Source organism: Methyloglobulus morosus KoM1, from assembly GCF_000496735.2.
GTDB classification, from domain to species: domain Bacteria; phylum Pseudomonadota; class Gammaproteobacteria; order Methylococcales; family Methylomonadaceae; genus Methyloglobulus; species Methyloglobulus morosus.
Genome location: NZ_AYLO01000051.1, coordinates 20,412 through 46,862 on the forward strand (window position 1 = coordinate 20,412; position 26,451 = coordinate 46,862).

Below are 26,451 nucleotides of genomic sequence, written 5' to 3' on the forward strand. Positions count from 1 at the left end.
TAATCCTTGCTAACTGCCCACTATTCTGCTAAAAATGCGCGGTTTATTTTTATTGCCATTTAGGAGTTCTTGAATGATCGATAATCCCAAAGCGGGTATGTCGCCTTTCAGCTTTAAGCCTTATGTTGAACAAGAAGGCGAAGAATACATGAATGAAGCTCAATTGAAGCATTTTGAGACCATTCTTAACAATTGGAAAGTTGAATTAATGAAGGAAGTGGATCGCACGGTGCATCACATGCAGGACGATGCCGCCAACTTCCCCGACCCCAACGACCGCGCCACACAAGAGTCCGAATTCAGCCTGGAATTGAGGGCGCGTGACCGCGAGCGTAAGCTCATCAAGAAAATTGATGAAGCCTTAAAAGAGATTGAGTCCGGCAGTTATGGATTTTGTGAATCTTGCGGTATCGAAATAGGGATACGCCGCCTGGAAGCTAGACCGACTGCGACCTTGTGCATCGACTGCAAAACACTCGATGAAATCCGCGAAAAACAGATGGGTTAACAACAATCCAATCCCTGCCCCTGGTCGATACTGAAAAAATTGATTACATCGGGCGGTTTGCTCCCTCCCCGACAGGGCCGCTGCATCTAGGGTCACTGTTTACGGCACTTGCCAGCTTCACACATGCCCGACATAATCGGGGTCAATGGTTGCTCAGGATCGACGACCTTGATACGCCCCGCAATAAGGCAGGTTCTGCTGATGTTATCTTAACAACTTTGGAAACCTTCGGTCTGCATTGGGATGGCGAGGTTTATTGCCAAAGCCAACATCTTGATGACTACCAAGTTTTTCTGTCCGAGCTAGAGCAAGGCCAACATACTTATCGTTGTACGTGCAGCCGCAAGTTGTTGGCCGACCGGTTTCTGGACAACCCTTCAAGCAACAACCTGCACATCTATCCCGGTACCTGTCGGGGCAAATCCAACCCCTGCGGGATTCCCCACGCTATTCGCGTTAAAACGGACGACAAGATCATTGCTTTCCACGATGGACTGCAAGGCAGGATTAACCATAACTTGGCCGAACAATCCGGCGACTTTATCCTAAAGCGCAGGGATGGGATTATTGCTTACCAGTTCGCCGTCGTGGTTGATGATTATTTGCAAGGGGTTAACCACGTCGTGCGCGGCTGCGATTTGCTGGAAGAAACGCCCAAGCAAATCTATCTCCAACAACAATTGGGCTTTCCTAGCCCTGCCTATATGCACGTCCCCGTTATTGTCGACCGACACGGCTATAAACTCAGCAAGCAAACCCTGGCGACAGCGGTGGATACCAAAGCACCCAACCTTACGCTCTTTGGCTTGCTGAGGCTGCTTAAGCAAAATCCGCCTGATGAGTTAAATGACGCTCCAGTACCAGAACTCCTGGATTGGGCTATTCTACATTGGTGTACTGATGAGTTGGCTTTGTGTAGTGCGGTTAGTGTATAGGGTACATTTTACTCACCAAGTGGTGCATGAAATATTAACCTCAACAACAAATGTACATTTGTGTTTTTGTTGCTATCGCTGTAAACTGTATTCATCAATTGCTTTAACTTGAAAAACCGCCATGCGCTTATCGATAGAAGTCACTCCGGAACAACATCAACGCTTAAAAGCGGTTTCTGCTTTGCGCGGGCAGAGCATAAAAGACTATGTGTTGGAGCGGGTTTTCCAGCCCGTGCCGGAAACCAATGTTAAAGATACCGATGAAGCCTTACGTCAATTGGAAGCCTTTTTGCAACCGCGCATTGATGCGGCAAAACAAAGGGACATCATCGAAAAGTCTGTATTGGAAATCTTTGAGGAAACGCACCAAGAAGAAGCTTCCTAATCGATGCAGCCTTATGTTTTAACACAGTTAGCGGCAAACGACCTTAAGGACATTGCCCGCTATACGTTAGGCCAGTGGGGCAAAAAACAGTCGCTTCAATATGCAAATTTGCTGGAAAAGCGGTTTCAAGAAATCGCTGATAGCACCGTAATATCCAGGTCATTTTCAAACCTTTACCCGCAAATCCGCGTGACGCATTGCGAACATCACTATATCTTTTATGTGCATGATGAAGGGGAACGCCCTTGTATCCTTGCCGTATTACATGAGCGGATGGACTTGGTTTCGAGATTACCAGATCGTCTGGGATAATAAACCTTTAAATTAAAACTGGGCAAGCACCGTGTCAGAATCCAAACTCTACCGCGTCAAACCGGAAATTGCGGCATCCGCCTACATCAAACAACCTGACTATCAAGCCCTATACCGTCGCTCGGTAGAACAACCCGAACAATTTTGGGCAGAACAGGCCGAGCAATTCCTGGACTGGAGCCAACCCTGGCAAACCGTCTGGGAATACGATTACCCCAAAGGCCATATCCGCTGGTTTGAGGGCGGCAAACTGAATGTCAGCGTCAACTGCCTGGATCGACATCTTGCCCAACGCGGCGACCAAGTTGCGATTATCTGGGAAGGCGATAACCCTGAACATGACAAAAAAATCACCTATAAGGCATTGCACCAACAAGTTTGTCAGTTTGCTAACGTACTGAAAGTACAAGGCGTACAAAAAGGCGACCGCGTTTGTATCTACCTGCCCATGGTCGCCGAAGCGGCAACCGTCATGCTGGCTTGTACGCGGATCGGCGCGGTGCATTCCGTGGTATTTGGCGGGTTTTCTGCCGAAGCGCTGAAAGACCGGATATTGGATGCCGATTGCAAAGTGGTAGTGTGTGCCGACGAAGGCAAGCGCGGAGGGAAAACAATTCCGATCAAGGCCAATGTTGATGAGGCGATAAACAACTGTCCTTGCGTGGAAAAAGTCATCGTCATCAAAAATTCCGGCAATCCTGTGTCCTGGGACGAAAACCGGAATGTGTGGTACCACGAAGCGATGGCTGCCGCACCGGATAATTGCCCCGCAGAACAGATGGATGCCGAAGACCCCTTGTTTATCCTGTACACCTCGGGTTCAACAGGCAAGCCCAAAGGCATACTGCATACGACGGGCGGTTACCTGCTGTATGCCGCAATGACGCACAAATATGTCTTCGATTACCACGACGGCGACATTTACTGGTGCACTGCCGATATAGGTTGGGTGACCGGACATTCGTACATGATCTACGGCCCCTTATGCAATGGGGCAACCACGTTGATGTTCGAGGGCGTACCCACTTATCCCGATGCGGGCCGTTTCTGGCAAGTGGTTGATAAGCACCAAGTCAATATTTTCTATACCGCACCTACTGCCATTCGCGCCCTGATGGCGCAAGGCAATGATTTTGTTACTCGCAGCAACCGCAGCAGCCTGAGAATCCTGGGCAGCGTGGGCGAGCCGATCAATCCCGAAGCCTGGGAATGGTACTACCATGTTGTCGGGGAAGGCCGCTGCCCGATTATGGATACCTGGTGGCAAACCGAAACCGGCGGAATCCTGATTACGCCCTTACCCGGCGTGACGGCACTGAAACCGGGTTCTGCCACCTTGCCGTTTTTTGGCATCCAGCCTGACATTATGGACGGTAACGGCAACCTAATGTCAGGGGAAGCCACCGGCATCCTGGTCATCGGCAAGCCTTGGCCTGGGCAGGCGCGGACGATTTATGGCGATCACCAACGCTTTGTCGATACCTATTTTAAGGCTTACCCCGGTTATTATTTTGCGGGCGACGGCGCGCGCCGCGACCAGGACGGTTATTACTGGATTACCGGACGGGTGGATGATGTCATCAACGTCAGCGGCCATCGCTTGGGGACGGCAGAAGTGGAAAGCGCCTTGGTGTTGCACGAACTTGTCGCCGAAGCCGCCGTGGTGGGTTACCCGCATGACATCAAGGGCCAAGGGATTTATGCTTACGTCACCTTAAATGCGGGAGTGCCGCCCACAGAGGCATTAAGGCAAGAGTTACTCCAACTGGTCAGAAAAGAAATCGGGGCAATAGCCACGCCCGATGTCATCCAGTGGGCGACGGGCTTACCCAAAACCCGTTCCGGTAAAATCATGCGGCGTATCCTGCGTAAAGTCGCCGCCGACGAACTGGATAACCTGGGCGACACCTCCACCCTCGCCGACCCATCGGTGGTTGAGGAGATAATCAAGAACCATGCAAAGCAATAGCCTTGGGTGCGTTTTACACACAAATTAGGGTGCATGGAATGCACCCTACACAACTGGGGTGATTTTATATGAGATTACGCAACACACCGAGTTCTGCTTGTGTCAACGGGATTATCGCACTCGGATTGTGGTAAACCGAAACGTCCGAAAAATCGAAGCGCTGGCTCGCCAACAAAGCACTTAAACCGGCAAACCGTTGGTCTGAGAAAATCTGTTCGCACGCTAGTTTCACCGAGAGCTCATCTGCTCCATTAAAGTTCATGCCGAGCGCAATAACTGATGGCTTACCGTCCACTAGCCCAAGCTGCTTCCCACAGGATACTTTCTTTACGACTTTGTACACCACCTGTTCAATCATTTCTTGGATTGAAACGCAAATAACGTCGTCTTTTGGGACTTCAAATAGTTTTTGCGATGTAAACGTGACTTCAACATACGCCTTTCGCTCTCCCAAATCGACCAGTCCATCAACTGTGCTTCCGCCAGCAGCTACAGGCACTTCCATATCTACCAAGCGTTCTGCTTCTGCGAATGCTCCCAAAACCATGAGCTCGAACAGGTAATTTCTATAGGAAAGAAAAAACCTGTTCTGCTTAACGTTTTTAACCTTCAGCCGGAAGTCATTTTGGATTGCCGGTATCACATTCAATGCTTCTAACCGTCTGTCCACCAGACGCACACGTTCTGGTTGTTCTTTGAACTGAAAAAACATGCATGCCTTTTCTGACTCAAAAGCAGATTTCAAGTCGGCATTCTTGATTTCGTTCAAGACATGCGTTTGCCATGTGGCATCGAGAATCTCGCCCAACAATGAATTATTACTAAGGGCATATGACAGCCGGTCGAGCTGTGCCAAAAGGGACGACCTATATTTCTCACTATTGCTTTCGGAAACAAGCATGACTACGTGATTCCTGACAACATATAATTATTAAGGCTCTAGACTATCAGGAGAGATTAAAATTTCTGACGAGTTGCCATAATTGAGTAGCCAATTCGTCAGGATGTTTTTTCCATCGCCACTCCGATTCTTTGAGGTGGAGTCCGAAGTTTACCGAGACGCCATTGAACTTGGCAAGCCTTCGTTTGGTAAAGCTCCAGAATGATTCGATGCCGTTAATATGGCAATGACCATCACGAGCAAATTCGTGAACGCCATGGTTGACCCGAAAATGCCGGGAGTAACCCACATCCACCAAGCCGTTGTAACCCCGCCAGCCATCACTATAGATGACGCTTTCAATCGACACCTTGCCGAGGATAACGGCCTGTAAGGTCAACCGCTTACAGTCAGGGACAATCTCCGTGTACACGCGGCCTTCGCGCTCAAATACGCCAAATACCGGTTGCTTTAAAGTGCCCCTGCCACGCTTGAGCTTGCCTTGGCGGCCCCGCTGCCGCTTGGCACCGAAATAACTTTCGTCGACCTCAACCCGCCCGACCAATTTGTCCTTTAAGGCGGCTTGATGGCAATAAATCGCCCGCCTAAACAGGCCATACCAACGGTTGATCGTATTGCGGTTCAACCTCAGCAACAACGCGGTTTTGCTGGCCGGGATATCGATACAAAAACAAGAAATTATTTTTTGATGCAATAATCACTTAGTTTGCTGTTTCTTAACATCTTTCTAGGCTATCATTGGGTCTCCTGATAGTCTAGAGCCTTATTAATTAGCTGTAGGTCAGGGTACGCGTAGCGTTCCCTGACGTTTGAATACATTTTTTGTCACATAACCGCATTCGCGGAAATGTGACCTACAAAGCCTTGTAGGGTGGGCAGGTTTTTTTGCCCACCGTTTTCAGGCGGTTGCGGCGTTCCATGCAACCATCGCAGATCGTGGCATCCGTTCCGCGTGGGCACGAACAGCATGTGCCCACCCTACCCATGTTGCGTTATAAGTCATCACAACTTCCCCACATACTCCTTCAAATACACCTTAAACGCATCCCTTAATTCGGGATGGCGCAGGCCGTATTCGACCTGGGCAACCAGGAAGCCCAATTTTGTGCCGCTGTCGTAGCGGATGCCGTCGAATTCAAAAGCCAAGACTTGCTCTTCTTTCATCAAGTCGGCGATGGCATCGGTCAACTGGATTTCACCGCCTGCGCCGCGTCCGGTGTTCTTGATTTTGTCGAAAATCGCTGGCGTTAAGATGTAACGCCCAACCACGGCGAGGTTGGACGGCGCGACATCCGGTTTCGGTTTTTCCACAATGTGTTCGATAGCCGCATACTTGCCTTTGGATTCGCCTATCCGCACGATGCCGTATTTGTCGGTATCTTTCGGGGCTACCCGTTCCACGCCCAATATCGAGGACTGGGTTTGTTCATATAAATCCACCATTTGCTTCATGCAACCGCGTTCGCCGTCGTAAATCAGGTCGTCCGGCAAGATGACGGCAAACGGCTCGTCGCCGACCGCTGGCAGGGCGCAATACACGGCGTGGCCCAAGCCCAGTGCCTCGGATTGGCGGATAAATACGCACTTGAGTTGGGGGGGAATAATGCTGCGGAGCTCCTCCAGGAGGGCGGTCTTGTTCCGGGCTTCGAGTTCCTTTTCCATCTCGTAAGCCTTATCGTAATGATCCATAATGGAATTTTTACTGCGTCCGGTAATAAAAATCATCGTGTCGATACCCGCCGCAATGGATTCTTCCACGGCATATTGCATCAAGGGCTTGTCCACTATCGGCAGCATTTCTTTGGGGACGGCCTTGGTGGCGGGCAAAAAGCGTGTGCCCAAACCGGCAACGGGGAAAACGACTTTGGTAACTTTTTTGGTCATTGGGTTTCCTAAGTGACTAAGTGAATGATTAACAAATGATTTCGTTAGGTTTTTGGCGTGCTATTCCATATAGCCAACCAACTTGTCCATGCGTTTAATTCTAGCATTCCCCATGATAAACGCTTATGTTTTTGGTCTGCTTAAAGTGGAAAAATAGCAAGTTTTCACCATTTGGTAAGGGCTAGTTGGTTGCACGATTAAATCGTTTCCATAACCGAACTTTATGGCTGGACATTCAGTCACTAGCTTACTATGATGCTTTCAGCACTTTTCGTGTGTGCCTCGATAATAATATCCACTGACAACCACCCTGAGGAGATTTTTATGTTAGCCAATCAACAAGCAGCACCCCTATTCAGGTCGTTCAATCAAAACAACCAACTCGTCAGTCTGGCGGACTATCCAGGTGAAAAGAATGTCGTCCTCTACTTCTACCCCAAAGACGACACCCCCGGCTGCACCATAGAAGCCAATGATTTTACGGCACTTGCCAGCGAATTCGCCGCATTGGATACCGTCGTCATCGGCGTAAGCAAGGATACATGCGAAAGCCATACCGCGTTTATCGACAAATTCGGCCTGAAAGTGGACTTATTGGCGGATACGTCGGGCGAATTGTGCGAACTCTATAATGTCTGGCGCGAGCGCGAGAAAAATGGGGTGAAAAGCATGCACGTCCTGCGTTCGACCTTCATCATCGACAAACAAGGTAAGTTGGTTGACGTGGAATATGGGGTTAATCATGAAGGCCATGCCCAGGCCGTGCTGGAAAAGGTAAGGGGCTTGCAATCTTAAGCCGTTAAGGACTTAGCCCTATATAACCCATATCTTTAAGTTAACGAATAAAACTCCCTCTCCTGCTGCAGAGGGTTGGGGTGAGGAGATTAAACATAAACTGGTTTAATCCCCCTCATCCTAACCTTCTCCCTCAAGGGAGAAGGGACTAGCCAGCTAACCCGTTTAACGCCATTGTCGCATAACGGCAATGCAACATATCAGTAACAAAAGGAAATCATGCCAATCACAGGAATAAACCACATCAACATTGAAGTTACTGCCGAACAATTGCCCAAGGTCAAGGCGTTTTATGAGGATGTGATGGGCTTGAAGCCCGGCTTTCGAGCGAAATCAAAACGCGATGGCGCATGGTTATACGCGCAAGACCAGCCTGTGATCCATCTATCCGTCACCGAAGACTTGATGAATGAAGCGGACAAGATCCACTTCAACCATGTGGCTTTTGCGTGCAACGGGCTGGCGCAATTCAAGCGCGACCTGGATATTCAACAAATCCAGTACACGCTCGAACAACGGTCTTTGGCGGATAGGGAAATGACCCAGATTTTTTTCTACGATCCCGTCGGCATCAAGATAGAACTTAATTTTGCGGGTGAGACTTTGCCGTAAGAAAACCCTGATGAAATTGATTCCTCTCATGACTTACCACGAACGGAATGTAAAATACGACGAACAAAACCAACCCGACCGTTCGTCCTGGGTTTGTCGAAGGGCTTATTCGGAGATGACTTATTTACTATAGGAAATCAACATGATACCTGAACAGACATTGAACTTGACGGGCAAAGTCGCCCTGATTAGCGGCGCTGCCGTTGGCATAGGCCGTGCATGTGCGTTGGCATTAGGCAAAGCGGGCGCGTTTATCGGCCTTAATTACCACAGCAGCAAAGATGCCGCCGAGAGCCTGTATGCGGAATTGACTGCACTCAACATCAAATCCCTGTTGTTACCCGCCGACCTGACCGACGAAGACCAAGCCAATGCCGTCGTCGATAAGCTAGTTGCCGAAACCGGACGGCTAGACATCCTGGTGAACAACAGCGGCGGATTGGTCAAACGCGCCAAAATTGAAGAAACCACCTTGGAAAATTGGCGCAAATCTCTGGACATTAACCTGACCAGCGCGTTTTTGGTGACTAAACACGCCATCCCGCACCTTCGGGCAACAGGGAGCGGGCGCATTGTCAATTTGCTGTCATTGTCCGTGCAGACGGGCGGAGCCAACGGCGCAGGCGCGTATGCTGCGCCCAAAGGCGGCCTGATGGTATTCACCCACACCTTGGCAAAAGAACTCGCCCCGCATGTCCGCACCAACTCCGTCATGCCCGGCACGGTAGAAACCCAGCACCACGAAATCCATTCCACCCCGGAAATGTTGGAAAACTACCGCAAGCAAACGCCGCTCGGACGCAACACCATGGCGGAAGAAGTCGCCAGTTCGGTACTGTTCCTGGCGAGCGATATGTCGTCGCATATCAATGGGGCGTTAATTGATATTAGTGGAGGAAGGTTTTTGCGGTAAATATTCAATTGAGGAATACGGATAAATGCAAGTAACAAAATACTTAACTTCAGAAGTAGCCAAATTAACCGCTCAAAAATGGATTAACGATACTTGCCGTGCAGGAAATGATTTGCTTCCGAACATAATGTTTGAGGATGATGATTATTTAGTATTTAACCTTGTTTCTCGACGATATTTGGAGACCAAAGATGATATGTATATCATAATTGGGAATAACCCAAATATTCTAGATAAGCGGGATGGCCGCGTCTTCGGTACGTGGTATTCGTATGCTCAGCCTTTTCAAGAAAGAATAAATGAGATTCTTAAGAATCAACGAGCAGAAATTAAGCGGGAATTAGAAGTGCGGCAATTTTTTCCCGGATATGACATGCAAAAATCATATAAGATTTTTATAAAGGAGATCTATAATTTTGAAGGCTTACTTAATTTGCTTGATTCACTCAAGTTATCTTACACAATTCCCGAAATTGAAAGTGGTAACATATGGCGTATACCTAAAGCGTATGACAAGAAATTACTCCACAAACGGCTAACTGAGCCAACGCCCATTACTTTCTGTAGTTTCTATTTTGAGAATTTCCATGAACTTGTAACTGTTAATAGTGATAGCAAACTTTGTGAAATCGATATTGAAGAATTTCAGTCAAAAAATCAACGTAAAGCTCATGATCCATCAAAAGCTAAGCCCGAAGATTTAGAGCCAGTATGGTAATTTTGGGAAATCAGAGAAGATAAATGCGAGAAGCGCAGCTCGGTAGGATGCGGTGAGGTACGAACCGCATCAATCGCGAACGATACGGTTCACTGCGTTTACCACATCCTACCTGTTATCAGCATTCATCAGAAAAAGCCTTAGCCTTGGCAAGCAACTCCTGACCGCGTCCGGCTTTGCCCTGTCCGCGTTGGGCGCGGACTTCAAACTGTGTCTTTAGGTCAAATTCGGCCAGGATGAGGGTGGTTATTTCATCCAGCAGATAGTTCACGCTTACGCCCTTACTTTTAGCAAGGGCTTTTAAACGTTGATGTTTTTGGTCAGACAATCTTAAGGTTAGCGCACTCATACATTATCTCTTTGTAAAAACGCTTCGGGGTCAGCAGCCGAGTAGGATATATTTTATGCACCAGAAACGATTAATCAAATCTCTATCGAATTCACTGATGCTTCGAGCCATAAACCTTGGTGCGTAAAACGCCCCTACTTAGAGAACGATGTGGGTTATAATCGTGCTTATTGTCGTTATTTTATCACCCTGAATGGCCCAGTTTTTTGCAATCCACCCTGAAAATCCGCAGTTACGCTTAATCCACCGTGCGGTGGAAATTATCCAAAAAGGCGGGGTGATTGTTTATCCAACGGATGTTTCTTACGCGCTGGCTTGTCACATCGGCGATAAGCAAGCACTCGATAATATTCGGCGGATCAGGCAATTGGACGACAAGCACGATTTTACCTTGATTTGTACGGATTTGACCCAGGTATCCACGTTCACCAAAATGGGCAATAATGCCCACCGCTTGATTAAAGCCTTAACGCCGGGGCCATTTACCTTTATCCTGGATGCCACCCGTGAGGTACCTCGCCGCTTGCAACACCCGAAGAAAAAGACCATCGGTATCCGCATCCCCGACCATCCTGTCGCGCAATTGCTGGTTAAGGAATTGCAAGAGCCCTTATTCAGCTCGACGTTACATTTACCAGGGGATGAGGAAGGCCTAAGCGACCCTTACGAAATCCGTGAACGCCTAGAACACGAATTGGAATTGGTGATTGATGCTGGCATTATCCCGTGCGAGGAAACGACGATCATCGCATTTTCCGACCATAGCCCGGAAATCGTCAGGCAAGGCAAGGGTATTGCGACCATGTTGAATTGACAGGAACAATAAGTACAATGAATGAATTAACCTTGATGCAACGGATCGCTGTCTGGATACTGCCAGTCATTTTTGCGATTACCGTGCATGAGACGGCGCACGGTTGGGTGGCAAAAAAATATGGCGATAGTACGGCGGACAGGCTGGGTCGATTGACATTAAACCCCATCAAGCATATTGACCCGCTCGGTACGATTATAATTCCTGGCTTGTTGTTGCTGACAGGTACCGGATTCATTTTTGGCTGGGCAAAGCCCGTGCCTGTCGATGCCCGTAACTTCAAGAAACCGCTGCATGATATGGCGATAGTCGCCTTGGCGGGGCCTGTTTCAAACATACTCATGGCTATCGGCTGGGCATTGCTCGCGCGCATCGGCGTAAACATAGGGACAAATGCAGAATATATCTCTTTACCGTTTATTTACACAGGCATAGCGGGGATTTCCATTAACCTCGTGTTAGCCTTGATTAACTTGTTGCCGATMCCGCCTTTGGATGGCAGCCGTATCCTGACTGGCCTATTGCCGCACCGATTGGCTTGGCAATATAACCAATTGGAACGGTATGGCTTCATAATTTTGCTACTATTGCTGTATACCAAAATCTTGAATACCATCCTCGCTTATCCTATGTATATTGCCCAAAACCTGTTTTTATCGTTAGCTGGGTTGAATTAAATCCTTATTGTGCCCTTAACCATTGACTTATTTTATTGAAATAATGCAATGAATATGCCCGAAAGCATTCTCGAACGACCGCCAGTGCCGCCAGCGTATGCGATAGTCAATGGTGCGCCGTTCAACCAGTTACCGGAAGATTTGTATATACCGCCGGATGCGTTGGAAGTGTTCCTGGAATTGTTTGAAGGGCCGCTGGATTTGTTGCTGTACTTGATACGGCGGCAAAATCTCGACATTATTAACATACCCATTGCCCAGATTACCCACCAGTACATTAGCTATATCCAGGTGATGGATAGCCTGAAAATGGAACTGGCGGCGGAATACTTGGTGATGGCGGCATGGCTGGCGGAAATCAAGTCCCGGATGCTGCTGCCCCGGCAGCAGGAAGCCGAAGACGAGGAAGACGATCCCAGGGCAACCCTGATTCGTCGGTTACAGGAATACGAGTGTATCAAGAGCGTAGCCGAGGAAATCGACCTGATGCCACGACTGGAGCGCGACATTTTTGCCGCCGTGGTTGACGTATCCAAACTGGACATCGAACCAACACTACCGGACATCCAACTGAAAGAAATGCTGCTGGCATTCCAGGATGTCTTGAAACGGGTTGAACAACTCAGCCACCACCATATCACCAAAGAGCCATTATCCGTCCGTGAACGAATGTCAACCATTTTGGAAAACCTTAAAGGAGCGGATAGTCTCCTTTTTTCGCAACTTTTCCTCAGAAAAGAAGGACGACAAGGGGTCGTCGTTTCGTTTCTGGCAATCCTCGAACTCAGCAAAGAACGACTCATCGACATTTTCCAGTCCGAGCCTTACGCAGAGTTGCGAGTCAGGACCGCCGGTGCAGCAAGCTTTGGTGGAAACTAGCCCAGTCATTGAAATCCTGGACGTTAACATGGAAATAAAACGCATCGTTGAAGCTATCCTGTTTGCCGCCAACCGTCCGATGACGGTCAAGCAAATTCAACAAGTCTTCCCGGAAATTGAACAACCGGAAACCATTGAAATACTCGGTGCTATCGAATCCATCACTGAGGATTATCGGGATCGTCCCATCGAACTCAAGAAAGTCGCCAGTGGTTATCGTTTTCAGGTCAGGCAGGAATTGGCGCGCTGGGTAACGCGTTTATTTGAGGAAAAACCGCCGCGCTACTCCCGCGCCTTGCTGGAAACTTTGGCGATTATCGCCTACCGTCAACCCGTGACGCGCGGCGATATTGAAGACATACGCGGCGTTAGCGTCAGCACCAGCATCATCCAAACCCTGCTGGAACGCGACTGGATCAAAGTGGTTGCCCACAAGGAAGCACCCGGTCGGCCTGGCTTATACGGCACGACAAAACAGTTTTTGGATTACTTTAATATCACCACCCTAAACGATCTACCGACCTTACAAGAGATACAAGACCTTGATTTGCCGTTAGATACCCCGCAGCACATCCCACAGGAAGAGAGTGAAGAACAAACCACCGACGAACAAGACGACAAGCCACAGGCGACTACCGACGACCAAGAAGATATTGGCGAGGAACTTGGCGAATCCGCAACCGTCTGAGCCGACGAGCACAAGGAACAGCGACATGACGGATAGCGACGGCCTGGGCGAACGTATCCAAAAAGTGCTGGCACGGGGCGGCCTTGGTTCCAGGCGGGAAATTGAACGCTGGATAGAGGAAGGCCGCTTGAAGCTCAACGGTGCGACCGTTACTTTAGGCACACGCATCAAAGCTGGCGACTACTTGACTGTCAATGACCGCGTCGTGCATTGGGAAAAATTCTCCGTGCAACCCACGCGTGTGTTGCTTTACCATAAACCCACGGGTGAAGTGGTTTCCCGCCGTGATCCGGAGGGCCGTCCGGTCGTGTTCACGCAATTGCCGAGTTTGGTCGCCTCGCGATGGATAGCCGTCGGCAGGCTTGACATCAACACATCGGGCTTGTTGCTGGTCACCAATAACGGCGAACTGGCCAATAAACTGATGCACCCCTCCACCCAAGTCGAACGCGAATATGCCGTACGGGTGTTAGGCGAGATTCCCGATGCCGTCATCGAACGGTTGAAGCAAGGCGTGGAGTTGGAAGACGGCATCGCCAAGTTTGACGACATCCGGTTTTATGCCGGTGAAGGCGCCAATAAGTGGTATTACGTGACCGTCAAGGAAGGGCGTAACCGCTTGGTCAGGCGCTTGTGGGAATCACAAAATGTCGTGGTTAGCCGTTTGATGCGGGTGCGCTACGGGCCCGTGGTGTTGCCGGAGCGGTTAAAATCCCATTCCTTCTACGAATTGGATGCGAAAGAGCTAGCCCTTCTTTTTGAATTTGCGGGGATGAAAGGGGACGGGACTTATCCGCCCTTTAAACCTGACACCAACAAAACCAACGAGTAGCGAATGGGCGAATATTTTCTGTCACTCAGCAGAAATTATTCGGCTTTCTCCCCGTCTTCCAAAAGATAAAGGTCTTCTATCAATGTCCTTTCCCCCGGCGTTAACCAGATTCGCTGGGCATTTTCTCCCTTGTCTACAGGTTTTGCTTGCAAAATCCGACGGTCGCTGGTTTTTCGTCGCTCACTCTTGATGTTTTTTCCTTCCGGCATCTGATTTTTGGGTGATCGACGTCGTTTTTTACGTAAATCAGTTACATTCAAGTTCATAACATCTCAACCTATTCCGCCCTATGTCTAAGTCTAGCTGAAAAAAAGTTTATTGCCGAAAGCCAAGCGTACGACACAAAAAAATCATAAAAGTGCCGCCTATAAGATTACGATAATGAACCTGCCAAAGCCTTAAGCGCATCGGCGCCTTGATTAAACAATGGCCAGCCATCCCCCACCAGCACCGTCTTTATACCGGGCAAAGCAGCGAGCCGTTTTACGGATTGTTTCGCCAGTGCGATATCGGTAAGTTTGGCTTCGGGCAACATGCATAGCTCACCCCCCACATGGGAACGGATTAAATCGCCCGTAATCAAAGTGCTTTGCTCCAAAACCAGCGCAAGTTCACCCGGTGTTTTTGAACCGTTTAATTCATGCACAAGCAACCCCGGCACAATTTCCTCTTTGTCATGCAGCCAATGGCCGCAAACAATTGGAAAACTATCCTTTTCTCGGGCGGGGCCGTACAAGGCGGCACCCGTCACTTTGGCGATATGGAAAGCATCCCGACAATGATCGCTATTAGTGACGACAATATATTTCGCTCCGCCCAATTGCCGCAAATGGTTTTGGTCGTGCGCCGACAAAGGCAAAGGGTCGATCAGCACGTTGCCTTCCGTACGCACCCAAAGCACACTGTGAAAATCCAGGTTGCGCTCGACGTTAAATTCCGACCAGCCAAACAAATCTTTTCTATGCAACTGTTTCATAAAATCTTCTACTCCCACGCTGTAATATAGGACGCCTATGATGCTTAACTGTTGTTTGGCATCAATTCCGTTGTTTTGTAAATACGGTTAAACTTTTAAACCACGCGCTAGTTTGGCTAATTCACCAAATCCACTTTGACCAAAATATGCAGGTTGTTTTGCCTGGATTGGCGGTTATAGGAAAATGTCGTGTTCCCAGCACTTTGTCCGCTTTCGTCAACGCCGCCCAAATCGACCCATTCGCCCAGGTTGGCCCGGATCGTTGTCTGGGCCTCTTGCGACTGTATTTGGCCTTGCCCGTTGAACCTGTCTGACCATGGCGACACGTCCATCACGACTTGTTGACCTACCAGCCTTGGCGTAACCTCAAAACCAGTCGAGGCTTCAACCAATTGGGTTGACTGGGTAACAGCGGGGTAACCATAACCGCCAGGGTTGACTTGATAATTGGTAATCGGATAAGTATTGCCGACCTTTATGTGGGCGGTTTCGCCTTCTAATGTCCTGATCGTTTGGGTGTTTTGATTGTCGTGCGTACTGTTGATTTTTGAATTTTGGCCATAAATACGGCCTTGCAATGGATTGCGGTCATTGCCCACATTATATCTAGGGCCTGAAGCGTTAGGTAAGGGCGTATCGATATCGAAACCGATCCCCGCATTTAACTGCTCGGCAGTGGCATTCCTGCTTTGGATGACGGTGATTAAAAGGTTATTGACCGGATTATCCAGCTTGCGAATAAGATTAGTGATAGTTTGCAAACGCTCAGGAGTCGTCTTTACGATAATCGAATCACCATTGGCGACGATTTGATCCGTGCTTTCCAGCAAGGGAATGAGCAAGGGCTGAAATTCGGAGGCAGGACGATTGTAAACGGTGATGATTTCAACTACAGATTCCGCCAGGGATATTGTCGGAATGATAAGCATCAAAAGCAGCACCGGTAAAGTTGGCTTTTTCATAACACACCCAATCGTTTCATCAAACCTGCTATCAGATTAGCCTATAAATTCCGATAAAGCATTAAATACTGCTCCGCGCTGTGCCGCCAGGAAAAATCTTTTTTCATGGCATTGGTTTGGATTGTGGCCCAGGCCTTTTTGTCGCTATACAGGATCATGGCACGTTTGATGGCTTCCAACAGCGAGCTGGCGCTGGCTTCATTGAAGACAAAACCCGTTGCCGTTCGGTCGGCAATAGTTTCGGGCAAGGTATCGACCACGGTATCGGCCAACCCGCCGGTTTTCCTGACAATCGGCAATGTACCGTAACGTTGGCTGTACATTTGGTTCAGTCCGCATGGTTCAAACCGCGACGGCATAAGGAAAACATCAGAACCTGCTTCAATTAAATGCGCCAATGGTTCGTCGTAACCTAAAGTGATGGCCATCTTGTCAGGGTAGACATGGGCAAGATTCTGCAAGCGCTGCTCATAAACTTTGTCGCCTGAACCAAGCAATACCAATTGCATAGGCATGGATAGCATATCAGGCAGGCAGTCGATAATCAGGTCGATACCTTTTTGCTCGACCAGCCGCCCGATCAAGCCAAACAGGGGGACATGATCATTGACTGGTAAGGCAAACTTACGTTGTATCTCGGACTTGTTATATTGCTTATCGGCTAACGATGCAATACGGTAATGCTGGGGAATCAACGGGTCGGTTTCAGGGCTCCATACCTCAAGGTCAATGCCATTGAGTATGCCTCTCAGGACATCCTTCCTGTGCAGTAGCAGCCCCTCCAAACCACAGCCGTATGCTGACGTTTGGATTTCCAATGCATAGGTTGGGCTGACGGTGGTGATATGATCGGCATAAACCAAGCCGCCTTTGATGAAGGACAGCATGTGGTAAAACTCCAAGCCTTCTGGATGCCACAATTGGCCCGGCAGGCTTAATCCTTGGATACTTTCTGCCGGGAACAAGCCTTGGTATGCCAAATTGTGGATGGTGAACACGGAAGCGGGAGAGTCGACCTCCAACGACAACAAAGCCGGCACCAAACCACTTTGCCAGTCGTTACAATGGACAATATCGGGTTGCCAATCCAGGTTAGCCCTGTTCATGGCCACCTCAACCGCAATCCGACAAAACAGGGCGAAGCGGTCGGCATTGTCCGGCCAGGAATTTCCCAGCCCATCTAAGTAAGGGTTGCCTGGACGATGATAGAATTCAGGATAATCGACCAGCCAGACGGTTATCTCGCTGTCCGGCAACTGCGTTTCAAGCAGGTTGACGTCACGGTTATCCACGCGCAACGAACATAAAAAACGCACCTCCTTATCCGACTTAATGCCCTGATAGTTAGGCAATATCAAGCGCACGTCCTGGGACAGTTCAGCAAGGGCTTTGGGCAAGCTACCAGACACATCGGCAAGTCCTCCTGTTTTTATCAGGGGATGGGCTTCACTGGAAACAAACAATATTTTTTTCATAGATGATTCTTGACGATCATTTAATTAACATGCATGGCGGATAATCCCGCCATCATCGTAATAATGGGGTTGTTAAAGTTTCAGGATGATCGCACCCAAAGGCGGCAAAGAAACACAAATCGAATGGGCCTGGTTCATCCAGGGGACAGGCTCAGACAACACTTCGCCATTGCCGACATTGCTGCCGTCGTAATACTTGGAATCCGAATTGAATATCTCCGTGTAAACACCCGCTTTAGGCACCCCGATACGATAAAATTCGCGGGGGACGGGCGTAAAATTGAGGATAACACAGATATCCTCATGCTCGCTTTTACGGCGGTAACTGATGATGGATTGCTGCACGTCATGGCAATCGATCCATTCAAAACCGCGATGGTCAAAATCAAAGCGATGCAATGCCGGATGCGCTTTATAAAGGTAGTTTAAGTCTTTCACCAGTGCTTGTATGCCTTGGTGATGCGGATAATCGAGTACATACCAATCCAATGCCTTATTAAAGCTCCATTCCGTCCCTTGACCGAACTCGCAGCCCATAAACAATAATTTCTTGCCGGGATAGGTAAACATGAATGTGTACAAGAGCCGTAAATTGGCGAAACGTTGCCAGTCATCACCGGGCATCTTATTCAGTAAAGAACCTTTGCCGTGAACCACCTCATCATGGGAAAACGGTAGGGTAAAATTTTCGGTAAACGCATACAGCATACCGAACGTGAGCTGGTCGTGATGGTACTTTCGATGCACGGATTCCTGGCTCATATAGGACAGCACGTCATGCATCCAACCCATATTCCATTTCATGGAAAAGCCCAAACCTCCTGTCCAGGTTGGACGGGTAACTTGCGGCCAGGACGTGGATTCTTCCGCCATGATGACCGTACCGGGATGCTGGTCGTGGGTAACCGAATTCAATTCCCTTAAAAAATCAATTGCTTCCAGATTTTCATTGCCGCCATAACAGTTAGGCAGCCAGTCCCCATCGTTACGGGAATAATCCAGGTACAACATGGACGCAACCGCATCCACCCGCAAGCCGTCAAGATGGAATTCTTCCAGCCAGAAAATGGCGCTGGCCAGCAAGAAGTTTTTGACCTCATTGCGGCCATAGTTATAAATCAACGTACCCCAGTCACGGTGTTCGCCCTTGCGGGGGTCTTCGTGTTCGTATAAAGCGCTACCATCAAACCGGGCAAGGGCAAAGGCATCCTTGGGAAAATGCGCAGGGACCCAGTCCAGGATCACGCCTATGCCATTTAGGTGGAAGGTATCGACAAAATACCGGAAATCGTCGGGCGAACCAAAGCGACTGGTCGGGGCAAAATAGCCCGTAGTCTGGTAACCCCAGGAAGCGTCCAGTGGATGCTCGGTGATGGGCAGTAATTCGATATGCGTAAAGCCCAGTCGTTTGACGTATTCAACGAGTTGGCTTGCGACTTCGCGGTAATTGTAGAACTGCCCTTGATTATCTAGTCGCCAAGAACCGAGATGGACTTCATAGATCGACATTGGTTCATGTAGCCAATGGTTGCCAGTCCGTTTGGCAAGCCATTGTCCGTCCTCCCAAGCATAAACGCCCTCTTTGACCACAATAGATGACGTATTCGGGCGAAGTTCAAACTGTTGTCCGAAGGGATCGGTTTTCACCAATATTTCATTGCTGAAACGATTCAATATTTCGAATTTATACAGGCAACCTTCGGTTAAGCCCGGAACGAACAATTCCCAGAGCCCGCCGCCGCCCAAGCTACGCATGGGGTGACATCGACCGTCCCAGTGGTTGAAGTCGCCAACCACACTGACACGTCCGGCGTTAGGCGCCCAGACAGTGAACAGGACACCATCAATTCCGTCGGCTGTGTGTAGATGGCCTCCCAGCTTTTGGTAAATATGCCAATGCCTACCTTCTCCAAACAGGTGCTGGTCAAATTCCGGCAATTGCACTTGAAAATCGTAGGGATCGTAATCGATATGGCTAATGCCATTTTTATCGAGCCATGCAAGTTGATAATGTTGTGGCAGCAATTCTTTGTCGACGGCGTATTCAAAAAAATCGGTGCCTTCTATGCGTTGCACAAGGGCATTATCGTGATAGAGCTTAACGTTTTCAGCATAAGGCAGGAAAACCTTGATATACGTTTGGTTGTTTTTTTGATGCCGGCCTAACACTGAAAAAGGATCGTGGTGTCTGGCTTCGGCAATTTTGATGGATTCCGCGTCCAGCTGGTAGTCGTTTGTGTTTTTCACCGTCTGATCTCCTTAGTGTAGTAAAATCAATTTCAAGTTATGGTAACAAAGAAAGGCCTTAGTCATTGAACGAAAAATAGTATCTACGGGTTTCAGGTGCTGAAAAATGCCCGGATATTTCTCGTCCATCCTATGCTCAACCCAACCTGCAATAAGATGGCGTACCAAATTCGAGATACTGAAATACTTAAAAGCCATGTTTGATGCCGCATGAAAAAACGATAACAGGTTATTGCAGCCTAAATGTAGGCAATGAATTACAATATGACTTGATTTAAAGCCAGATACCCTTATGCAAAAAAAAGAGTACGAAATAAAACCTGGAAATTGTTATCCCTTTGGTTGCAAACATTACGGCGGCGGCGCTAACTTTTCTATCTTTAGCCGATATGCGACAGATGTCGAATTGTTGCTGTTCGAAACCGCCGAAGACGTAGAACCTTTTTTGGTAATATCGTTGCAGAAGAAAATCAATCGCACTTTTTATTACTGGCACGTCTTTATTGTCGCGTTACCTTTAGGCACTTGGTATAACTGGCGTATCGACGGCGCCAACTTAACCCGCGAAAACGGCTTTAGCTTCGATAAAGAAAAGCACCTGATCGACCCTTGGGCACGGACGGTCAGCCAGAAAAACTGGAGCCGCAAAGCGGGCTGCAAACCGGGCGATAACAGCCGTACCGCAATGCGCTGTTGTGTCGTGGACGATCGCTATGACTGGGAAGGCGACCTCCCGATGCGCATCAGTAGTGAAAAATCGATTATTTACGAATTGCATGTCGGCGGCTTTACGCGGCATTCATCCGCAAAAGTGGCTCATCCAGGCACGTTTTCCGGCTTGATTGAAAAAATTCCTTATCTACAGCAATTGGGTATTACCCATGTTGAACTGTTGCCTGTTATGGCTTTCGATGAACAAGATGTTCCTCGTAATACCTACGACCTGGGGTTAAAAAATTATTGGGGCTACAGTACGCACAGTTTCTTCAGCCCCCATCCCGGCTATTGCGTAACGCCCGAAGAAGGCACTCATATCCAGGAATTTCGCGACTTAGTCAAAGCCTTACATAAGGCAGGAATCGGCATTATCATGGATGTGGTTTTCAACCACACTGCCGAATCCGGCGCGATAGGGCCCATAATCAATTTTAAGGGGATAGGCGGAAAAATTTTTTATCACCACGACAAATTTGATAAGACCATTTTTATCGATTACACCGGCTGCGGTAATACGGTCAACGCCAATCATCCCCTGGTGGCAAGCTTTATCATCAGTTGCCTGGAATATTGGGTCAATGAAATGCATGTCGATGGCTTCCGCTTTGATTTGGCTAGCGCATTGACCCGGGGTGAGCATGGCGAAGTCCTTGAAGACCCTCCAGTATTGTGGGGAATCGAATTGTCGGAGCAACTTTTTAAGACCAAGTTAATTGCCGAGGCATGGGACGCGGCTGGACTGTATCAAGTCGGCAGTTTCCCCGGTTACCGCTGGGGGGAATGGAACGGGAGGTATCGCGATGTCATTAGGCGCTTTGTGCGTGGCGATGCGGGCCTATTATCGGAAGTCGCCACCCGCATTTGTGGCAGCAGTGACCTCTATGAACATCAGGGGCGTTTGCCTATTAGCAGCATTAATTTTGTCACCTGTCATGACGGATTTACCTTATATGACTTGTTCAGTTACAACGAAAAAAAGAATCTAGCCAATGGCGAAAACAACCTAGATGGCTGTAACGAAAATTACAGTTACAACTGCGGCATAGAGGGGGATACCGAAGACAGCAGTATTTTGCAACTAAGAAAACAACAGGCAAAAAATGTTTTTGCGATTTTGTTGCTCAGTCAGGGCGTTCCCATGTTACTTGCTGGCGACGAGTTTTTAAATAGTCAAATGGGTAACAATAATGCCTATTGCCAGGATAATGGGCTATCCTGGCTGGACTGGGATACGGCGGCGCAAAATGCCGATATGGTCAATTTTGTCCAACAGATGATCGCACTTCGTAAAAGGCACCCTTCGATCATGAGAAGGCAGTTTCTGACAGGCAACAATGTTGAAGGCAAAAATATCAAAGACATAAGCTGGCATGGGACACAGATAGATCAGCCTCAATGGAACGAACCGGAAACTAGGCTATTGGCTTATACCTTGGCTGGAATGCATGCCGATGAAGCGGATTTGCATATCGTAATGAATATGTCGGATGAAAAAGCGTCGGTAGATGTGCCATTGATCAGCGGTAAAGAATGGTGCCTGGCTGTTGACACGTCATTGCCGTCATTTCACGAGGTTATTCCCCCTCGACACCAACAGTTGATAAAAAATCAAACCTATACTGTAAATTCTAAAACGATTGTTGTCCTCGAAAACAGGGGCTCTCATTCAAATTTGTTTGTGCCATAAACGGCTTGTGTTTTTAAAGCTAAACCGTAATAGTGAACACGGGTATCAGGTTAACCATCGAATTGACCCGATGGGTTATGGATTTTGGGTTATTTTTTGTATGCCTTGTTGTAACGGGTTGTTGTATTGTCATTTTATCAAGCAGGATGGCTGATAAAACCTAATGCGCCGGTATTGAGTATTCTCACGATTTTGGCCACTCATTTTCATAAGCTGACCACTAAAACCTTTATTGACCGCTGATTTCATACTGACCAGTCAAATCAGCGATTGCCAGAATACGGCCAAAAGCGATCCGCCGTTAACCAAGGCACTTGCATCCGCACCTCCCCTAAAGCAGTCATATAGTAAACTTGTTTAACCTCTTTTCAATGATTCGAAGCCACAGCAGTTTAATATCATCCACTGATTAACAACTATAGAGTACAAGGAGATCGTCGACCGAGCCAACATGCGTCTTAGATAAAGCTTCGATTTTTGAGTACTGCATAGGTACAACTCCGCTACAAACAAGGCATGAGACGATGTTGGGCTCTTGAATGCCTGTAAAGCGTTGTAGCCGCTCAAGACTTCGTTCGAGGATAGAAACGCGGATCAAGTGCTTTTTTAAACTATCAGGCTTTCCATCAACATCTGCACCTTGAAAACTGGAAAGCAATGCCGCAATCTCTGAATAGTTTCGAGCCAACGACAGGTCTTTACACTCAATTACCAAAACGTCTTGTCGATCCGGCCTCCAAGCAAGGACATCGACATCACCGAAGTCCTGTACCGTCTTTTGGTTGAGTAGTTCTGGAATTTCAATGTTTTCCCGAATTTGCCAGCCAGCATCCAACAAACGTTGCGCAACCTCGGCGTTGAAGCTATGCCCCTCGCTAGCCTTTCCCCACCAAGTATTTTTCATTTCGTCGGACTGAAAAAAGGACTGGCCAAAGCGGCCACTATAAGCTCCATCAACGACATAAGCAAAACCATTTCGGAGTGCAGCAGGGGCAATAAGCAATAGTGGATCATCGCTTTCGTCTACTTTCAGAATCGGACGAGTCGCGAATGACAACCTTCTGCCGAACCGCCATGGATAGATGTCTTTCATCGCAAAGCCTTTCGATGGTTTATCCCAGCGGTGACGAGTTTTAAGCGAAAATTGCTCAAGGAACTTTGCTGCAGCATCTCCTGAAACTTGGTCTGAGCAAACCAAAGAAAAATATTCGCGTTGTGAAATACTAAAGATTGCGGAATGATCGGTGATGCCTTTATTTTCTAAGGCATCAATTATGTTACGGGCCTCATCCAAGTCAAATCCCACCTCGACTTTCCAGATGCGCCAGAATTCTTCGTCAATTTGGCCTTTACTTGTGGAAGTAAACACCGGTTCATCGTAATTCTTTTTTTGCAAAGGGGCGTTGGCGATGAATTTCTCACCTATCACGCGCGACAACATTGGCTGAACAACCAGCTCCCCAAAATCATCACGAAACAATATGTCGCCAAGAGAGGAGATTGTAAGTTCAGGAGATAGCGCGTTATAGTGAATCGCATCAGAGAGGCCTCCGATGCGAACAAGCAAGGAAGCCCGCGCAATCAATTTGCTCAATTCGATGTCCGATAGTTGTGCTCCATCGTTAAAAGGGCATACGCACACGGCCATCTCAATCAATACGCGGCTCGCAATGCCAGCACCGGCAAACTTCGATGTCTGCTTCACGTATCTCTGAATAGTCGTATCAACTTGGCCATGAAGCCCGATTATCGCAGCTGATGTTCTCCTCCAGTGATTTTCTTCCACACTCGCTTTTTCACTGTTAGCTAATAACCGCTTTAGTGTCGAAATACGCTCGACGGAAATAAGCATTTCGCAGATTTCTGCTAGCAAAACATCGACGACTTTTCCGAGAAAGCTGGTACAGGCTTCCCGCCCTTCAATTTTGTTGCCGTGCACTCGATCATGGACACGCCACCCCAGACCTATTTTCGCGGCTGCATCGTCAATCTCGTCAATGATGACAAGCTTTTCCGGTAGTGTATCATGCACATAGTCAATGAAGTGGTGAGCATGAATAACATGGAAACTACGGGCTTCCTGATTTTGAACGACATTCCTCGTAATCTCTTCGGCGTCTCCATCGATATCTGTCACGTTTAAAAGGTGCAGGAAGGCACGCGAAACATTGAGGACAAATAGCCGCTCTGCGACATTCTCTGCAATGCCAAAACCGCTTATAAAACCGGCTTTGAAGACCGCCTTAATGGCATTTGGCTCCTCCTCATGCTCGTTGACTACGCAGAATTGAGTAAGGTCATCGAGCTTAGGTTTTTGTCCAGGCTCGTTAGGCGGATCAATATCTTGAAACTCAACATGCACTTTTAAATTTGTTGCCTTTGTCAGATGCCCTGCGTACCTATCGAGTTTGCTGCCGATACGATGCAGCCATTCGTTTGCCATCTCCCATAGCCGGAAGGTAATTTCTCTATCGGAGATATTCGGCGTTTCTAGTGAAAGCCATAGCTGGAACTTACCTTCATAGACGGACATAAACTTCCCATCCAGCGCATGGCCCATTGAAGCATAGAGTCGCCGAGCACTCTCGCTGGTAAAAAATGGGTTAGGCCCTAAATGCTGAACATCGTGCCAGACACCGGTATTATCGACTGCGCGATGGCGATCATAGCCAAGGTCGGCCTCAGCTCGCACTCCCTTAAGAAGGTTAATAGGAAGACTGAGCATCAAAGGCTGCTCGGGCGAGACTTCCTCGTCTAAGAGCTGGGCGTGCGGCACAAAGTGTCCGTCATTGCTGCGCACCCAGCCTATGAGGTTCAGTATGCCGTTCGGGTTGAAAATACGCACTCCAGTCTTCGTCACGGCCTCAAGTCCATCTTGAATGCGCCAGAAATAGCTGGGATTCATATCACCAAGCCAACTAAGGCGAACGAGGTCGGCTGCGGACATGCTTTCGAAACGCCATTTGGGATGATTCACCTCTATTTCTTGAGTAACATAGCCTTTCCCCCAACCGCAGCCGACCAGGATTATCAAGCCTTCTTTAAAATCGGGGCGTTTCGAAAATTGCTCTATCGCGCTGCTGATTGATTCCTGCAAAGCGTCTGTAAGCGCGCCTTCGTCTTGATACTCAGACTTAAAACCGCCATCGGCATGCGTTTCCACGGAAGTCAGAAACAAGTGGTAAGAAATGAAATAACCTCGATCGACCTCAATTGCGAATATAGACAAGCGATGCGGGCCTAATTTTTTCCATAAGACGGGGGATCGCATCTGGCCACCCAGCAGTGGCGTATTGAAGAATATCGCTGAATAGTTCTTTGCAAGCGCACTATTGAAAGCATCAACCTGCTCAATTTTAATGATATGCGATATGACAAAATCTCTGGCCGCAACAGATAGTGCTGAGGGTAAGGCAACAGAGAGGTGTGTGTTTGATTGGAGTATAAGCGGACAGCGATCCAAGTCGCTGCATCCAATTTGTTCCGCGACTAGGCCGTTTTTCATCTGGTGATCAAAAAGGAATGGTGCAATATCGGCTTTAGTAATTCCTCTCTCACTAAGCACCTCAAATGAGATGGTAACCCGTGAGATTAGAGCATTTCGTCCAGGAAGTTTGCGAGGAGAAAGTGCTGTATGTCGCTCATCCGATCCAAGCTGATAACGGCTCAATTCGGCATTTTCACAAACAATTTCAGATATCATGAGAAGTGCGCGAAAGCTTCTTTTAATCCGCCCGAATCTCCCGGAATCAGGCATTGTTGAAACGACTTCCAAAACACATTGCGTGTAGAAGCCAGCTGCTTCCCAGACGCCTTCAACAAGACGATAGTTTCCGTTGCGGTCAGTTACGAGTGATACAAAGACATCTTCCGCCGGGTCTTCACCCACTACGCATCGAGATTTTCCAATTTGGAAAAACCAGCGCACCGCATTATCAATCTTAGGTTTCTTCCGACCTTTACAGAAAATCACAGCCAATGCGACCAGTATTTCAAGCCTGATACACTGCGTTTGGTATTCTGGGAGTGTCAAAAGACCTGCCAGAAGCGGAATGCTAATGTTGGGATCGTAGTGGGATAGATCACGGACGAGTGCCTTGTTGTCGTCTGCAATCTCTTGGATGGTTACAGATAGTGAAGCCCATCGCGTTTGCTCATCAAAAAATGACTTAAGTGTTTTCCAGTCGATATTCGCATCATCATGTGACATTAGAAT

General features: G+C 48.2%; 25 protein-coding genes and 1 pseudogene. 15 read left to right on the forward strand and 11 right to left on the reverse strand.

The genetic code is table 11. The features are described from left to right. Positions 1-73: 73 nt before the first annotated feature. The 5 genes from dksA to acs all read left to right on the forward strand — a co-directional run bounded on the left by dksA (position 74) and on the right by acs (position 4,109). The gene (dksA, locus tag MGMO_RS07105) at positions 74-508 is read left to right on the forward strand and encodes an RNA polymerase-binding protein DksA (RefSeq protein WP_023494360.1); all 435 of its coding nucleotides are present in this window, start codon (positions 74-76) and stop codon (positions 506-508) included. Between the two features lie 47 nt (positions 509-555). Beyond that, complete coding sequence (gene gluQRS, locus MGMO_RS07110; protein WP_321163114.1) at positions 556-1,443, forward strand: tRNA glutamyl-Q(34) synthetase GluQRS; 888 nt, start codon at positions 556-558, stop codon at positions 1,441-1,443. Between the two features lie 121 nt (positions 1,444-1,564). Further along, positions 1,565-1,828, forward strand: coding sequence for an antitoxin ParD protein (locus tag MGMO_RS07115; protein WP_023494362.1), 264 nt, complete (start codon positions 1,565-1,567; stop codon positions 1,826-1,828). Positions 1,829-1,831: 3 nt separating this feature from the next. Continuing rightward, on the forward strand, positions 1,832-2,140 hold the full coding sequence (locus tag MGMO_RS07120; protein ID WP_023494363.1) for a type II toxin-antitoxin system RelE/ParE family toxin: 309 nt from the start codon (positions 1,832-1,834) through the stop codon (positions 2,138-2,140). 31 nt (positions 2,141-2,171) lie between these two features. Next, entirely contained in the window at positions 2,172-4,109 is a 1,938-nt protein-coding gene (acs, locus tag MGMO_RS07125; protein ID WP_023494364.1) for an acetate--CoA ligase, read from the forward strand. A gap of 64 nt (positions 4,110-4,173) precedes the next feature. Here acs and MGMO_RS07130 read toward each other — a convergent pair whose 3' ends face one another. The 4 genes and pseudogenes from MGMO_RS07130 to galU all read right to left on the reverse strand — a co-directional run bounded on the left by MGMO_RS07130 (position 4,174) and on the right by galU (position 6,894). Continuing rightward, complete coding sequence (locus MGMO_RS07130; RefSeq protein ID WP_023494365.1) at positions 4,174-5,010, reverse strand: hypothetical protein; 837 nt, start codon at positions 5,008-5,010, stop codon at positions 4,174-4,176. Between the two features lie 46 nt (positions 5,011-5,056). Then, a pseudogene (locus tag MGMO_RS07135) lies at positions 5,057-5,733 on the reverse strand (IS1595 family transposase). Between the two features lie 102 nt (positions 5,734-5,835). Continuing rightward, on the reverse strand, positions 5,836-5,979 hold the full coding sequence (locus MGMO_RS19920) for a hypothetical protein (protein WP_023494367.1): 144 nt from the start codon (positions 5,977-5,979) through the stop codon (positions 5,836-5,838). Positions 5,980-6,012: 33 nt separating this feature from the next. Then, the gene (galU, locus tag MGMO_RS07140; RefSeq protein ID WP_023494368.1) at positions 6,013-6,894 is read right to left on the reverse strand and encodes a UTP--glucose-1-phosphate uridylyltransferase GalU; all 882 of its coding nucleotides are present in this window, start codon (positions 6,892-6,894) and stop codon (positions 6,013-6,015) included. A gap of 324 nt (positions 6,895-7,218) precedes the next feature. On the opposite strand from galU, the gene MGMO_RS07145 reads away from it, so the two are divergent. The 4 genes from MGMO_RS07145 to MGMO_RS07160 all read left to right on the forward strand — a co-directional run bounded on the left by MGMO_RS07145 (position 7,219) and on the right by MGMO_RS07160 (position 9,932). After that, a complete protein-coding gene (locus MGMO_RS07145) occupies positions 7,219-7,689 on the forward strand; it encodes a peroxiredoxin (protein ID WP_023494369.1) in 471 nt (156 codons plus the stop codon). A 219-nt stretch (positions 7,690-7,908) separates the two neighbouring features. Continuing rightward, entirely contained in the window at positions 7,909-8,301 is a 393-nt protein-coding gene (locus MGMO_RS07150; protein ID WP_023494370.1) for a VOC family protein, read from the forward strand. A 142-nt stretch (positions 8,302-8,443) separates the two neighbouring features. Continuing rightward, entirely contained in the window at positions 8,444-9,214 is a 771-nt protein-coding gene (locus MGMO_RS07155; RefSeq protein WP_023494371.1) for an SDR family NAD(P)-dependent oxidoreductase, read from the forward strand. A gap of 25 nt (positions 9,215-9,239) precedes the next feature. After that, positions 9,240-9,932 (forward strand): hypothetical protein, encoded by a 693-nt coding sequence (locus MGMO_RS07160; protein ID WP_023494372.1) that lies wholly within the window; start codon positions 9,240-9,242, stop codon positions 9,930-9,932. Between the two features lie 118 nt (positions 9,933-10,050). Here MGMO_RS07160 and MGMO_RS07165 read toward each other — a convergent pair whose 3' ends face one another. Next, complete coding sequence (locus tag MGMO_RS07165; protein ID WP_023494373.1) at positions 10,051-10,281, reverse strand: toxin-antitoxin system HicB family antitoxin; 231 nt, start codon at positions 10,279-10,281, stop codon at positions 10,051-10,053. A 193-nt stretch (positions 10,282-10,474) separates the two neighbouring features. On the opposite strand from MGMO_RS07165, the gene MGMO_RS07170 reads away from it, so the two are divergent. From MGMO_RS07170 to rluB, 5 genes are read left to right on the forward strand one after another with little or no spacing between them, the layout of a single operon-like run. Further along, positions 10,475-11,095 (forward strand): L-threonylcarbamoyladenylate synthase, encoded by a 621-nt coding sequence (locus MGMO_RS07170; RefSeq protein WP_023494374.1) that lies wholly within the window; start codon positions 10,475-10,477, stop codon positions 11,093-11,095. Positions 11,096-11,112: 17 nt separating this feature from the next. Beyond that, positions 11,113-11,772, forward strand: coding sequence for a site-2 protease family protein (locus tag MGMO_RS07175; protein ID WP_023494375.1), 660 nt, complete (start codon positions 11,113-11,115; stop codon positions 11,770-11,772). A 54-nt stretch (positions 11,773-11,826) separates the two neighbouring features. Then, positions 11,827-12,651, forward strand: a complete 825-nt coding sequence (locus tag MGMO_RS07180) for a segregation and condensation protein A (RefSeq protein ID WP_051383991.1) — start codon at positions 11,827-11,829, stop codon at positions 12,649-12,651. Between the two features lie 28 nt (positions 12,652-12,679). Continuing rightward, positions 12,680-13,339 (forward strand): SMC-Scp complex subunit ScpB, encoded by a 660-nt coding sequence (scpB, locus tag MGMO_RS07185; RefSeq protein ID WP_051383993.1) that lies wholly within the window; start codon positions 12,680-12,682, stop codon positions 13,337-13,339. Positions 13,340-13,364: 25 nt separating this feature from the next. After that, the gene (gene rluB, locus MGMO_RS07190; RefSeq protein ID WP_023494378.1) at positions 13,365-14,171 is read left to right on the forward strand and encodes a 23S rRNA pseudouridine(2605) synthase RluB; all 807 of its coding nucleotides are present in this window, start codon (positions 13,365-13,367) and stop codon (positions 14,169-14,171) included. A 35-nt stretch (positions 14,172-14,206) separates the two neighbouring features. Here rluB and MGMO_RS07195 read toward each other — a convergent pair whose 3' ends face one another. The 5 genes from MGMO_RS07195 to glgB form a co-directional block, all read right to left on the reverse strand. Continuing rightward, the gene (locus MGMO_RS07195; protein ID WP_023494379.1) at positions 14,207-14,437 is read right to left on the reverse strand and encodes a hypothetical protein; all 231 of its coding nucleotides are present in this window, start codon (positions 14,435-14,437) and stop codon (positions 14,207-14,209) included. Between the two features lie 107 nt (positions 14,438-14,544). Then, positions 14,545-15,147 carry an MBL fold metallo-hydrolase gene (locus MGMO_RS07200; protein WP_023494380.1) on the reverse strand — a complete coding sequence of 201 codons (603 nt, stop codon included), beginning with the start codon at positions 15,145-15,147 and terminating at the stop codon, positions 14,545-14,547. 116 nt (positions 15,148-15,263) lie between these two features. Then, the gene (locus tag MGMO_RS07205; RefSeq protein ID WP_023494381.1) at positions 15,264-16,109 is read right to left on the reverse strand and encodes a hypothetical protein; all 846 of its coding nucleotides are present in this window, start codon (positions 16,107-16,109) and stop codon (positions 15,264-15,266) included. A gap of 41 nt (positions 16,110-16,150) precedes the next feature. Then, positions 16,151-17,584 carry a glycogen synthase GlgA gene (glgA, locus tag MGMO_RS07210; protein WP_023494382.1) on the reverse strand — a complete coding sequence of 478 codons (1,434 nt, stop codon included), beginning with the start codon at positions 17,582-17,584 and terminating at the stop codon, positions 16,151-16,153. 72 nt (positions 17,585-17,656) lie between these two features. Continuing rightward, entirely contained in the window at positions 17,657-19,831 is a 2,175-nt protein-coding gene (gene glgB, locus MGMO_RS07215; protein ID WP_023494383.1) for a 1,4-alpha-glucan branching protein GlgB, read from the reverse strand. Between the two features lie 292 nt (positions 19,832-20,123). On the opposite strand from glgB, the gene glgX reads away from it, so the two are divergent. Further along, positions 20,124-22,235, forward strand: coding sequence for a glycogen debranching protein GlgX (gene glgX, locus MGMO_RS07220; RefSeq protein ID WP_023494384.1), 2,112 nt, complete (start codon positions 20,124-20,126; stop codon positions 22,233-22,235). A gap of 409 nt (positions 22,236-22,644) precedes the next feature. On the opposite strand, the gene upx is transcribed toward glgX, so the two are convergent. Further along, the gene (gene upx / locus MGMO_RS07225) at positions 22,645-26,445 is read right to left on the reverse strand and encodes an anti-phage protein Upx (protein WP_023494385.1); all 3,801 of its coding nucleotides are present in this window, start codon (positions 26,443-26,445) and stop codon (positions 22,645-22,647) included. Between the last annotated feature and the right edge of the window lie 6 nt (positions 26,446-26,451).

Excerpts from the sequence above, each read along its gene's own strand:
- glgX (WP_023494384.1), top strand. The coding sequence starts at position 20,124 with ATGCAAAAAAAAGAGTACGAAATAAAACCTGGAAATTGTTATCCCTTT.
- MGMO_RS07200 (WP_023494380.1), bottom strand. The coding sequence starts at position 15,147 with ATGAAACAGTTGCATAGAAAAGATTTGTTTGGCTGGTCGGAATTTAAC.
- glgA (WP_023494382.1), bottom strand. The coding sequence starts at position 17,584 with ATGAAAAAAATATTGTTTGTTTCCAGTGAAGCCCATCCCCTGATAAAA.
- MGMO_RS07180 (WP_051383991.1), top strand. The coding sequence starts at position 11,827 with ATGCCCGAAAGCATTCTCGAACGACCGCCAGTGCCGCCAGCGTATGCG.
- MGMO_RS07165 (WP_023494373.1), bottom strand. The coding sequence starts at position 10,281 with ATGAGTGCGCTAACCTTAAGATTGTCTGACCAAAAACATCAACGTTTA.
- MGMO_RS07205 (WP_023494381.1), bottom strand. The coding sequence starts at position 16,109 with ATGAAAAAGCCAACTTTACCGGTGCTGCTTTTGATGCTTATCATTCCG.
- dksA (WP_023494360.1), top strand. The coding sequence starts at position 74 with ATGATCGATAATCCCAAAGCGGGTATGTCGCCTTTCAGCTTTAAGCCT.
- scpB (WP_051383993.1), top strand. The coding sequence starts at position 12,680 with ATGGAAATAAAACGCATCGTTGAAGCTATCCTGTTTGCCGCCAACCGT.
- MGMO_RS19920 (WP_023494367.1), bottom strand. The coding sequence starts at position 5,979 with ATGCTGTTCGTGCCCACGCGGAACGGATGCCACGATCTGCGATGGTTG.
- MGMO_RS07170 (WP_023494374.1), top strand. The coding sequence starts at position 10,475 with ATGGCCCAGTTTTTTGCAATCCACCCTGAAAATCCGCAGTTACGCTTA.
- MGMO_RS07115 (WP_023494362.1), top strand. The coding sequence starts at position 1,565 with ATGCGCTTATCGATAGAAGTCACTCCGGAACAACATCAACGCTTAAAA.
- rluB (WP_023494378.1), top strand. The coding sequence starts at position 13,365 with ATGACGGATAGCGACGGCCTGGGCGAACGTATCCAAAAAGTGCTGGCA.
- galU (WP_023494368.1), bottom strand. The coding sequence starts at position 6,894 with ATGACCAAAAAAGTTACCAAAGTCGTTTTCCCCGTTGCCGGTTTGGGC.
- MGMO_RS07160 (WP_023494372.1), top strand. The coding sequence starts at position 9,240 with ATGCAAGTAACAAAATACTTAACTTCAGAAGTAGCCAAATTAACCGCT.
- upx (WP_023494385.1), bottom strand. The coding sequence starts at position 26,445 with ATGTCACATGATGATGCGAATATCGACTGGAAAACACTTAAGTCATTT.
- MGMO_RS07120 (WP_023494363.1), top strand. The coding sequence starts at position 1,832 with ATGCAGCCTTATGTTTTAACACAGTTAGCGGCAAACGACCTTAAGGAC.
- MGMO_RS07150 (WP_023494370.1), top strand. The coding sequence starts at position 7,909 with ATGCCAATCACAGGAATAAACCACATCAACATTGAAGTTACTGCCGAA.
- MGMO_RS07130 (WP_023494365.1), bottom strand. The coding sequence starts at position 5,010 with ATGCTTGTTTCCGAAAGCAATAGTGAGAAATATAGGTCGTCCCTTTTG.
- MGMO_RS07155 (WP_023494371.1), top strand. The coding sequence starts at position 8,444 with ATGATACCTGAACAGACATTGAACTTGACGGGCAAAGTCGCCCTGATT.
- MGMO_RS07145 (WP_023494369.1), top strand. The coding sequence starts at position 7,219 with ATGTTAGCCAATCAACAAGCAGCACCCCTATTCAGGTCGTTCAATCAA.
- MGMO_RS07195 (WP_023494379.1), bottom strand. The coding sequence starts at position 14,437 with ATGAACTTGAATGTAACTGATTTACGTAAAAAACGACGTCGATCACCC.